Here is an 11,867-nt window from a genome sequence, read left to right as displayed (position 1 = left end):
AAGAAGATAACCATATTGTAAATTAATTCGCCGTATCGTTTACTTGTGTGTACAAATTCATTTTTTTTGGATAAGCTTTATAAAATGAATATTTTTTGGTAGCATAATTATTAGCAAATGATCTAACAAATCTGTTTCCATAAAGAAAGGTGACCTTATTCATGCAAATTGATCTTTCTAATAAAACAGCTTTAATCACAGGAGCTACTGGCGATTTAGGACGGGTTATGGCACGTACACTGGCAAGCTGCGGCGCTAACATCGTTCTGCACTACAATAATAACGAAGCAAAGGCCAAAGAATTGCAGACGGAAATTACAGCTATGGGCAGAAAAGCGATGATCGTACAAGCAGACGTAACGAATGAACAGCATATTAATGAAATGAAAGCTAAGGTAACAGAGGAGCTCGGCCATGTAGACATCGTTGTCGCTAACGCGGTCATTCAGTACCAATGGACAAGCATACTAGAACAGCCTGTTGCTGATTACGTCAGCCAATTCGAATCCTGCGTATTGCAAAGCGTCTTTTTAGCAAAAGCTTTTGTGCCAGCGATGATCGAGCGGGGCGGCGGTAGAGTCATTGGCATCAACACCGAATGCGCGATGCAAAATTTTGCGGGACAATCAGCCTATACAGCTGGGAAACGCGGGATGGATGGCGTCTATCGTGTGTTAGCGAAAGAAGCTGGGGAGCATCAAATTACGGTTAATCAGGTGGCGCCAGGGTGGACCATCAGTGATCGCGATCGTGCCACCGGTACGGAGGAGAACCTTGCTTATTCACAAAACGTTCCGCTTAAACGCAGAGGAACGGACCAAGAGATTGCCAATACGGTCGCTTTTCTAGCATCGGATCTAGCAAGCTTTATAACTGGCGCTTACATTCCTGTAAACGGCGGAAACGTTATGCCTGCCATCTAGAATAAGGGAGAGTTAAGAGGATGAGCCCCAGAAAACGATTGTGGCGCATATGGGCAGCTTTAGGCAGCATGAGAATGGAGGGGAAGCTTTTTATCGTTTTCCTGCTTCTAATCACGCTGCCGTTATCGTTTATAGGCTACATCTCATATAGCAATTACTCGCGTTCGATTGAGGAGAAAACGATTGTTTATTCGACCAAGATGCTTGAGAACATGATGGTTCGTGTTGACGATTATATCGAGGATATGATACGTATTTCCTCCATTCCAGCGTACCAGAACGATATCAAACAAAATCTGATTCTCTCAAACAGCTATTACGAGAAAAGGCAGCAAACGTCGATCGATAATAGCAATCAGGTGCCTGACGATTTTGACCTTCTGCTCTTGATCCAGCGAGGCATAGAGGGAAATATTTCGTTCATCAATACGATAAAACGCGGCGCCAACTCGGTTTATATATTTGATCAGTTCGGCAATGGCTATTATTCAACAGCAGGCGGCGGCATTCGGCTGAACGTGAAGGAGAGCTATGAGAAATGGCGAGAGCTCATTAATACTTCCGGCGGTGAAGCGAGACTGTTCAGCACGCAAAAATATACGAGCAATTTGCAGAGCGTCAAATATGCGTTTACCGTCGTTCGCAAGGTGATTGATAAATCGCTTAAGCCTATCGGCATGATTGCGGTGGATGCGAATATTAGCGTCATTGAGGATCAAATGAGTGAGCTCGACAAGGTGACAAATGGAAAATCGGTCATTATCGATGAGCTCGGCAATGTCGTTTATGATAGCGACAAGCAGCGAATGGCCACAAACATTATGAGTGATCCTACGGTAGCCCAAGCAAAGGGCACGAAGGGGAGCTTTTATTTTGAGCGTGATGGTGTTAATCGTTTATACATTTATACGACCTCGCCCAATACGAAATGGAAGGTAATGACCTCCATTCCGGATAGTGAGCTGACGAAAGATGCCGTTGTCATTCGCAACGTAACTTGGATTGCTACGATTATTACGATTATCGTCGCGCTTTTCATATCGGTTGTGTTTTCCTTTGCACTAACGAATCCGCTCCGCAAAATGATGCGATTGATGAAGAACGTGCAGGAGGGTGACTTTAACGTTCAGTTTCAAGTGAAATATCGGGACGAGGTAGGCCAGCTAGGCAATCAGTTCAACCGAATGATTGTCCGAATTGATCACCTCATTCAGGATATTTATTTGATGGAAACAAAGAAGAAGGAAGCTGAACTGCACGCGCTGCAAAGCCAGATCAATCCGCATTTCATGTATAATACGCTCGAATCGATACGAATGGCGGCTGAGCTGAACGACGATCAGATCGCAGCCGACATGATTGCCATACTCGGGAAGCTGCTGCGATACAGCATAAGCGATTTGCATGAGGAAGTAACGCTGGAGAATGAGGTTCTGCATATGCGCAACTATGTGGAAATGCTTAATTATCGTTATCCGAACCGCTTCCATTTAGAAACGCATATAACCGATGACATGCTGAAGTATCCTATGATTAAGCTTGTGCTGCAGCCCATTGTCGAGAATGCAATTTATCACGGCATGGATGACAATAAGGCTTCGATGAGAATTGTGATGAGCAGCGAGCGTACGCCGCATGGTGTGCTGCTTCGGATAAGAGATGATGGGCTTGGCATGGATGAGGATACATTAGATCGCTTAAACCGTTCACTTGCAGGATCGGAGGAAGCGGTCGTCAAGCGCAAATCAGGCGGAATCGGCTTGAAAAATGTAAACGAGCGTATCAAGCTCCACTACGGAAACGCGTATGGCTTGAAGGTGACCAGTGAACGGGATAAAGGCACCGAGGTTATTTTACAGTTTCCATTATAATGAGGGAGAGACGCTGCATGAACAAATACATTTGTATGCTGCTGCTTATTGTTCTTTTGTCCAGCATAGGCTTGACGGGATGCCAGAAGACACAAGTCAACAGCGAAAAGGAAAAGGAGCCTGTTAGCAAAGAGGAACAAGCTAATCAAAATGTGACGATTAACGTAATGACCAATCGTGTTGATCTGATGGAGAATGGCGTGTTTCAAAAATATGCGGATCAATTTGCACAGCTGAATCCTGGCGTAACGGTCAAGTTTGAGGGCATAACCAATTATGCCAGCGATATTATGCTGCGCTTATCCACTCGAAGCTTAGGCGATGTGCTGCTGCTTCCGAACAATATTAAAAATGAAGATTTGCCTGATTATTTTGAGCCGCTAAGCGACAGTTTGTTTGAGCATATTCATTTTGCAGACTTTAAAGCATATGCTGGACAACGCTTTGGCATTGCTACCGGCGCTTCCACGACAGGGATCGTATATAATAAGCAAGCTTTCAAAAAGGCAGGCATTACACAAATTCCAACGACCTTGGAGCAGTTTTATGCAGCATGCGAGAAGCTAAAGAAAGCCGGCATTGTGCCTGTCTATCTGAACTATGGCGCTCAGTGGCCGCTTATGACTTGGGGAGAGGATTTAGTCAGCTATATGACTGGCAATGCCGACTATTTAAATAATATGGTCAACACGGACGAGCCGTGGACTATTGATAATGCATGGGGACAGTCAATTTCCATCGTCAAAACATTAATATCAAAAGGTTATGTGGAAAACCAATTGCTCACGAATCAATGGGAAACATCCAAAAAAGAGCTTGCTGACGGTAGAGCCGCCATGTATTTAATGGGTAACTGGGTCATTAATCAAGTTATTGCAGCGGGTGCGAAATCGGAAGATATCGGATTTTTCCCATTCCCTTACGACAATAGCGAGAAGCGCTTCTCGCCGCTAAGCCCGGATTGGTTTGTGGGCGTAAGCAAATTTAGCGAGAATAAAGAGCTTGCCGAGGCGTGGGTCAAATTTTTTGTAAACGAATCTGGTTATGTTGATGATTCGGGTTTCTTGCCTGTGATTGAGGATAAGCAGCCTTCCTTGCCGCAATTTCAACAGTTTTTATCGTTCAACATCGAATTTCTGGAGCGAAGAGTGCCAGACGACCTCTTGCTTGAAATTGCGAATACAGCTCAAATTGCATTTTGGTCCGGCGATTATATTCAAGAGTGGATTGCCTCTCCAGATTTGCAGAAGGTGTTTACCGAATACAATAGGCGCTGGAAAGAAGCGCGAACCATTACTGAAAGCTAAGGTGGACTACCGATGTCAAACAAGGTTACAATGCAGCAAATTGCTGATTATTTAAGCGTATCAAAGTTTGTTGTCTCGAAGGCGCTCTCTGGCAAAGGCGGCGTCAGTGAGGCAACACAGGAGCGGGTTATTCAAGCGGCATCGCAGCTGGGTTATTTTACGCAAAAGAATGCTTATGTGAAAACAATGAAGCTTGAGCAGCTTCCCAAAACGCCTGCCGCCCACAAACAATCGGTGCTTGTGCTTATGCCTAATATTCGCTTCCAAACGAAGGAGTCGCTGTATTGGGGAAGAATCCTCGATGGGATTGCTTCCCGATTGGAAGAAGATGGTTATGGCATGGTCATTGTGTCAGAGCAAAGCGTCGATCATTTCCTTCATTTCTTGAACCCGAATGGCATATTGGGGCTTATCGGCGTGGGAGAAATTTCAACTCCGCTGCTGCTAGAGGTGCATCGCATCGGCTTGCCAATGGTGCTCGTGGATCATGAGGATATGTTGATTCCTAGTGATACGGTGTTTACGAACAATTATGATTCAATGTATCGCTTGACGAAACATTTGATTGGTAAAGGACATACGCAGCTGTGCTTTATTGGGGATATGAATTATTCGCGGAGCTTTAAGGATCGGTTTCTTGGGTTCCGAAGTGTATTGGAGGAGCAGGCTCTGGTAGAGCCTAAGTTTCAAATGAGCAATGACTGTTATCTTCCCGTTGAAGGTTTTGAGCATGAGCAGTTTCAAGAGCCGATAAAACAGTGGGCAATCAAAAGGCTCAAGGCAAAGACGATGCCAACGGCGCTTCTTTGTGCAAATGACATGATCGGTATCGGTGCAATTGACGCCATGAAGGAGCTAGGTATTGCGGTGCCGGAAGAGGTGTCTATTACAGGCTATGACAACATTGACGATTCCTATCGCATGACACCTTCTTTGTCGACGGTGCATGTGCCTAAGGAGGCGCTTGGCAAGCGGGCGGTAGAGAGGCTGATTAGCAGAATAGCGAACAAGCAGGAGCCGATGGAGAAGCTGCTTGTAGCTGGAGAGATCTTGTACCGAGAGTCAACAGCGCAGGTGAAAGCATGACTTAGGACATAGGTTGATGCATGAACAATGAGGTTTAAATGGATAAATTGCGTATGATTTGTCATATTGATAACGATTTCGAATACATTTAAAAATATATATTGTATATATTATATATACAAAATTCGCGATATTCGACAAGAAAAGTGGTTAAAAACGCCCGATGTATAGGAAAAAAGCTATAAATTAGCGTTTTCCTTAGTTCCAAAGAAGGGTGATTTACTTCATTCGACAAAGATGTAGGTATTGCCTAAAAAGAGGCTAACCTATATTATATATTACAAATATTAATATGGAGCTTGGTGATAGCAAATGAATTCAACAGTCCGTACGCCGCTTTACCAGAAAATCCAGGATTATATCCGCGAGTTGATTGCTACGGAAGGCTTGAAGGCGGGGGACCGCATTCCGACCGAAAAAGATCTAATGAAGTTGTTTAACGTCAGTAAAATAACTGTAGTGAATGCGATGGTCGGACTTGCGAACGATGGAATCATTTCAAGGGTACCGGGAAAGGGCAGCTTCGTCAGCAATGATGGGCCGGTAGAAGTTGATGAGATTGTACCGGCTACGCCGACAGTTGGTTTAGAAAGAGCGGCAACCCAGAATAAAACGCGTATGATTGGTCTCGTTATGCCATCTATTTATGATTATTTTGCCATCCGTTTAGTTGAGGGAGTGCAGAGGGCGCTAAGAGAAAAGGGCTACCGAAGCATGATTTTGCTGTCTGAGGGCGATGTGGATAAAGAGAAAGAAGCGTTTAAGACGCTCAAGGAATTTGGTACAGACGGTTTGCTTGTATTTCCCGTAGATGAAGAGAATTATAACGAAGAAATATTAAATATGAAGTTCAATGGCTACCCCTTTGTACTTATCGATCGTTTCCTGCCTGGCGTAGAAACCAATTATATCGCTGCGGATGGAAGGCTTGGAACAAGCCTTGCAGTCGAATATATGTGGGAGCTTGGGCACCGGGAAATTGCGATTTGCTCAGATTCTCCGCTGCAAACGGTTACGGTACAGGAGCGGATTGAAGGTTATATGGACGCTTTGAAAAACAAAGGCGCACTCATTAATCCGGCTCATATTATTACCGATTTTAATGTTAGTAGTCTTGAGGATGCGGAGAAGCACCCGTTATACCGCTATATTCGCAACCGAATGGCTACTGCTTATATTACGCTTAACGGAAGGCTGGCTGTTCGAATTTATCAAATGGCTAGGCAAGCGGGGCTTCGCGTGCCTGAGGATTTGTCTATTATCAGCTTCGATGACCCGACATCTATCGTAGATGAGTTCAGCTTATTTACACATATCAATCAGTTTGAGCATGATATGGGTTATCGTGCAGCAAGCACGCTGATCAATATTATTGAGAATGGGGTAGACCCAAACAATAGATATAGCAAAACGCTGCTTAATCCTGAGCTGGTTATCCGCCAAACGACTGGACCAAGACCTGTTCAATAATTGAATAAGCGATAAAATTGAGAATCTTTTCCGCTAAGGAAAAGATTTTTTTATTTATATATTGAATATATTGAATCTATATATTATATTATGAATAAGACGAATGTTTATAAAGCTTGATTGCAAAAGTCATATAGCGAAGTTTTGAATAGATTCGCGAGTACGATCTGAAAACGCTAACAATTTGAAGTCGATAGGCATGTATGGGAAAAAGCCTGTATGAAATATAGAACTGGATGATAAAGGAGACCTACAAATGCCATACGAAAAAGTGAGAACGGAGCAGTTGAAGTCGCTGTTGGATCGGTTGAAGGAACAAATCTACAAGCCGCTTACGGATTTGAAAGTAACCGCTTGGGTTACTGAGGAGCCGGTTTCTTACGAGGATAGGGAGTCAGGCCGGAAGATTGAACTCGCTGCGGGAGACCGTTGGGGAAATCTTTGGGACTGCGCTTGGTTTCACTTTAGCGGAAAAGTACCGCAAGAGGCGAAGGGCTCCAAAATTGTACTTCTTATCGATGTGAATGGTGAGCTTTGTTTAGTAGATGAAGAGGGAACACCTACTCAGGGTTTAACGAATATTAATTCTGAGTTTGATTATAGCCTTGGCCTTCCTGGCAAACGTGTAGTACACATTAGTGAAAGCGCGCAGGGAGATGAAGAAATTGATTTGTGGGGCGACGCAGGCTGCAATGATTTGTTCGGTCGCTTCCGCAGCGGCACTTTGAAGGAAGCCCAAGTCGCAATCTGCCACGAGAACATCCATCAGCTTTATTATGACGCTGAGGTACTGCTGGAGACGGCGGATCGTTTGCCTGAAGGTTCAGCACGCAGAGCACGCATTTTGCAGTCTTTGTATGAAGCCTCTCATATCCTTACATCTTTGAGTGAAGAAAGAGTAGCTAAGGCATCGAAACTGCTGCGCGAGCAGCTTGATAAACGCGGCGGAGATTCAGTGCTTACTATTAGTGCCGTCGGTCACGCGCATATGGATCTGGCTTGGTTATGGCCTATCCGTGAAACGATCCGTAAGGGAGCACGCACATTTTCAACGGTGCTGCGGATGATGGAACGTTACCCTGACTACATCTTTGGAGCAAGCCAGCCACAGCTTTATGATTGGATGAAAATTCATTATCCGAAGCTGTATGCAAGCATCAAAGAGCGTGTGCAAGAAGGGCGCTGGGAGCTGCAAGGTGCAATGTGGGTTGAATCGGATACAAACGTACCTAGCGGGGAAGCGCTGATTCGTCAAATCCTTTACGGAAAACGGTATTTCCAAGCAGAGTTTGGTCAAGAGATGAAGTCGCTTTGGATGCCGGACGTATTTGGATACACAGCGAGCCTGCCTCAAATTTTGAAAAAATCAGGCGTTGATTACATGATGACGCAGAAGCTGTCATGGAGCATTTACAACCGTCATCCCCACCATACGTTCCACTGGGAAGGAATCGACTGCTCGCGTGTCCTGACTCATATGCCGCCTGAGGATACGTATAACAGCCCGGCTGCACCTCGTTCCATTGTGAAGGCAGAGAATGAATATATGGACAAAAACGTATCGGAGAATTGTCTCATGTTGTTCGGAATCGGCGATGGCGGAGGCGGTCCTGGCGAGGAGCATCTCGAGAGATTGCAGCGGGAGAAAAATTTACTTGGCCTTAGCCCAGTTGTTCAAGAGCATTCTTCACAATTTTTTGAGAAGCTTGCAGTTGGTTCAGATCGTTATCAAGTGTGGTCCGGCGAGCTTTATCTGGAGCGCCATCAAGGAACGCTGACGAGTCAAGCACGCAATAAACGGTATAACCGAAAGCTTGAGAAAGCATTGCGCGAGCTTGAATATGCAGCTGTTTTGGCTGAAAGAACAAAGGGCAAACCTTATCCTGCGCAGGAGCTGGAAACGATATGGAAAGAAGTACTGCTCTATCAATTCCATGATATATTGCCAGGCTCCTCTATCAAGCGCGTATATGATGAATCGCTGGAGAGATACGCTATACTGCTGGACCGTGTCGAGCAATTAATTTCCGAAGCGTACGAAGCGGTTGCACAATCCGTAACTGCTGAGAAAGGCTCTGAAGTAATCTTTAACTCCCTGTCATGGGATCGGGAAGAATGGATTGAAAACAATGGCACATGGCAGCGGGTTCGTATTCCTGCTATGGGATATGCCGTTGCAAATGGTTCACTAGCGCTTGCTGAAACGGCAGCAGCTGAAGCAGGAATTGCAGCTGCCCGGACGCAAGAGAAAACAGCGGCAAATAACCTCTTTCCTGATATGAGGTCATCGGCTATCGATCGGATAATGGAAAATGATTTGTTATCGGTTACGTTCGCTGAAGACTTCACGATTATATCCATCATTGATAAAGAGCTTGGCCGGGAAATCATCCCGCATGGCCAGAAGGCGAATGAACTCAGCCTGTATCATGATGAGGGCGATGCATGGGATATTAAACAAGATTATCGCCTCTCGGGAGGAGTGCCGCTTGAGCCATCTGAATCATCAGCTTTCCAAGATGGTCCAACGGTAGGCTTGCTGCTTGTATATCGGTTTGGTCAATCAACAATGACGCAGAAGGTCATCCTGACACAAGGCAGCCGCCGCATCGATTTCGTTACGGACGTTGATTGGAAAGAATCAGCGAAGATGCTGCGTACATCCTTCCCTGTCAATATTCGTTCGGACAGCGCGAGCTGTGAAATTCAGTTCGGCTACTTGAAACGCCCTACACATCGCAATACGCTGTGGGATTATGCGAAGGATGAAATTTGCGCTCATCAATGGATCGATCTTTCGGAGTCGGATTATGGCGTCGCACTTCTCAATGATTGCAAATACGGACATCGTGCTTGGCAGAATGTGCTGGATTTGAATCTTTTGCGCAGTACATCGTATCCAGATCCAGAAGCCGATCAAGCAGAACATCAGTTTACGTACTCCTTGTACCCGCACAAAGGTGATCATGTTCAGGCAGAGGTTTATAAGCGTGGATATGAGCTTAACGTACCACTGCGTTCGGTAAGCATGCCAGCAAGCGACGAGGCACAGTATCTGCCAGCAGCAAAATCATTTTTCAGCGTTGACCATTCCAATGTAATGGTTGAAACGGTGAAGCAGGCAGAGGACGGAGATGATCTCATCATCCGTTTATATGAAACCGCAGGAACACATCTTAAGGCAAAACTCATTGCAGCTATGAACGAAGCGGATGCTTGGCTTACTGATTTGATGGAAACACCCATCGATAGAATCCATGCGGAGGAAGGGGCATACCACCTGGCCTTTACTCCATTTGAAATAAAAACGATCCGTTTGGCAAGGAGGTAGAGCATATGACAGAGTCAGTATTGTGGAAACGAATTTGGCGGCACAAACTATTTTATTTGTTTATGCTGCCCGGCATCATCTGGTTTTTCCTCTTTTCCTACGTTCCACTTTTTGGCGTACAAGTGGCATTTCGTGATTTCATGTTCTCTGGGGGCTTCACTGGAAGCCCCTGGGCAGGACTGAAATACTTCCAGCAGTTTTTCTCCTATTATCAGTCATTCGAGTTGATCCGCAACACGATTATCATCAGTCTCATGAAGCTTCTTATCGGATTTGCAATGCCTATATGTCTCGCAATCCTATTGAACGAGGTTCGAAACATTAAATTCAAGAAAACCGTGCAAACGCTTTCTTATTTACCGTATTTCGTTTCATGGATTGTAGTTGTTACGCTGATGCAGCGTCTTCTTACTCCATCTGGAGGTCCAATCAATGAATTGCTTGGTGTGTTTGGTGTAGAACCGATTCAGTTCTTGAACAATACAACATGGTTTTATCAAATTGTTGTAGGCTCAGATATTTGGAAAAACATCGGGTGGAACTCGATCATCTATATGGCAGCAATCGCCGGCATTGACCAGCAGCTTTACGAGGCGGCTAAGATCGACGGCGCTGGGCGCACTCGCCAAATGTGGCATGTAACGCTTCCTGGTATTCGCAACATTGCCGTTATTTTGTTCATACTCTCGGCCGGCAGCTTAATGAGCGCTGGTTATGAGCAGCTGCTCCTGCTGAACGGTCCGGCTACCGCCGCAATCGGCAGCGTACTCGATGTGCATGTTATCAGCTCCGGTATAGGTGAAGGCCGATTAAGTTATGCGGCTGCTGTAGGATTATTCCAGAGTGTCATTGCACTCATTCTCATCGTGACTGTCAACCGAATTGCTCGCAAGGTTAGCGACGTATCCCTGTTTTAAGGAGTGGTTTGATATGGCGAAAAGCCGATTTTCTATATTTAGCATTTGTAATTATATTTTCTTAACATTGTTCGGATTGTCGATGATCTACCCGTTTATTTACATTCTGGTCTACTCGCTCAACGACGGAAAAGATTCGATGATGGGTGCGCTTTATTTCTTCCCTCGTAAATTTACACTCGACAATTACGTAGAGGTTTTTGATAATGCCCGCATTTGGCAGGCCTACAAAATTACGCTGCTCCGAACGGTGCTCGGCACATTCCTGCACGTAGGGCTTTGTACGCTGATGGCTTATGCGCTTTCCAAAAAATCGCTGCCAGGAAGAACATTTTTTACGTATTACATCTTTTTGCCAACGATATTCAGCGCTGGATTCATTCCGTATTTCATCACTTTGCAGAAGCTGCATCTGATCAACAGTTTTTGGGTATATGTCATTCCGATGTTATTCAATTTCATGCATATCGTCATTCTTCGAACGTTCCTGCAAGGCATACCGGAGGAGCTTGAGGAATCGGCACGAATTGACGGCTACGGTGACTTTCAAATATTCCTTAAAATCATTTTACCGTTATCGGGTCCAGTTCTTGCGACTATCGCTTTGTTTATCGGGGTTTCACATTGGAACGACTGGTTTACAGGCGCCTATTATGTGTCGGATAAAAATCTGATACCCGTTCAAACGCTGCTGCAAGAATTGCTGACCGAAGCGGAAGCGCTATCATCCTCCATGCAAAGAGCGGCGCAGCAAGGCGGTCAGACCGTCAGCGTCAATGTGGCTGGGGCAACACCGGAATCGCTTCGAATGGCTTTGCTCGTTATCACGGTGTTTCCGATCTTGTGTATTTACCCGTTTTTGCAGCGTTACTTCGTCAAGGGCGTTATGATTGGCTCGGTCAAAGGATAATCGTCCGCATTCGGGACTTTATCATATTTCATTACAGTTCACGGGAGGGTTT

The 11,867-nt window shown here is 45.2% G+C and carries 8 protein-coding genes; all 8 read left to right on the top strand.

The window, feature by feature from the left end:
* Positions 1-161 precede the first annotated feature (161 nt).
* The 8 genes from BK120_RS18555 (at position 162) to BK120_RS18520 (ending at position 11,815) form a co-directional block, all read left to right on the top strand.
* Entirely contained in the window at positions 162-923 is a 762-nt protein-coding gene (locus BK120_RS18555; protein ID WP_076268998.1) for an SDR family NAD(P)-dependent oxidoreductase, read from the top strand.
* 20 nt (positions 924-943) lie between these two features.
* Positions 944-2,794 (top strand): cache domain-containing sensor histidine kinase, encoded by a 1,851-nt coding sequence (locus tag BK120_RS18550; protein WP_076268997.1) that lies wholly within the window; start codon positions 944-946, stop codon positions 2,792-2,794.
* A 17-nt stretch (positions 2,795-2,811) separates the two neighbouring features.
* Complete coding sequence (locus tag BK120_RS18545) at positions 2,812-4,101, top strand: ABC transporter substrate-binding protein (RefSeq protein ID WP_076268996.1); 1,290 nt, start codon at positions 2,812-2,814, stop codon at positions 4,099-4,101.
* A gap of 12 nt (positions 4,102-4,113) precedes the next feature.
* Complete coding sequence (locus BK120_RS18540) at positions 4,114-5,187, top strand: LacI family DNA-binding transcriptional regulator (RefSeq protein ID WP_076268995.1); 1,074 nt, start codon at positions 4,114-4,116, stop codon at positions 5,185-5,187.
* Positions 5,188-5,499: 312 nt separating this feature from the next.
* Positions 5,500-6,657, top strand: coding sequence for a GntR family transcriptional regulator (locus BK120_RS18535; protein ID WP_076268994.1), 1,158 nt, complete (start codon positions 5,500-5,502; stop codon positions 6,655-6,657).
* A 256-nt stretch (positions 6,658-6,913) separates the two neighbouring features.
* Positions 6,914-9,988, top strand: a complete 3,075-nt coding sequence (locus BK120_RS18530; RefSeq protein WP_076268993.1) for an alpha-mannosidase — start codon at positions 6,914-6,916, stop codon at positions 9,986-9,988.
* A gap of 5 nt (positions 9,989-9,993) precedes the next feature.
* On the top strand, positions 9,994-10,905 hold the full coding sequence (locus BK120_RS18525; RefSeq protein WP_076268992.1) for an ABC transporter permease: 912 nt from the start codon (positions 9,994-9,996) through the stop codon (positions 10,903-10,905).
* 13 nt (positions 10,906-10,918) lie between these two features.
* On the top strand, positions 10,919-11,815 hold the full coding sequence (locus BK120_RS18520) for a carbohydrate ABC transporter permease (RefSeq protein ID WP_076268991.1): 897 nt from the start codon (positions 10,919-10,921) through the stop codon (positions 11,813-11,815).
* Positions 11,816-11,867 lie beyond the last annotated feature (52 nt).

The organism is Paenibacillus sp. FSL A5-0031 (assembly GCF_001956295.1).
In the GTDB taxonomy this organism is placed as follows: domain Bacteria; phylum Bacillota; class Bacilli; order Paenibacillales; family Paenibacillaceae; genus Pristimantibacillus.
This window is presented reverse-complemented; position numbering and strand designations above follow the sequence as displayed.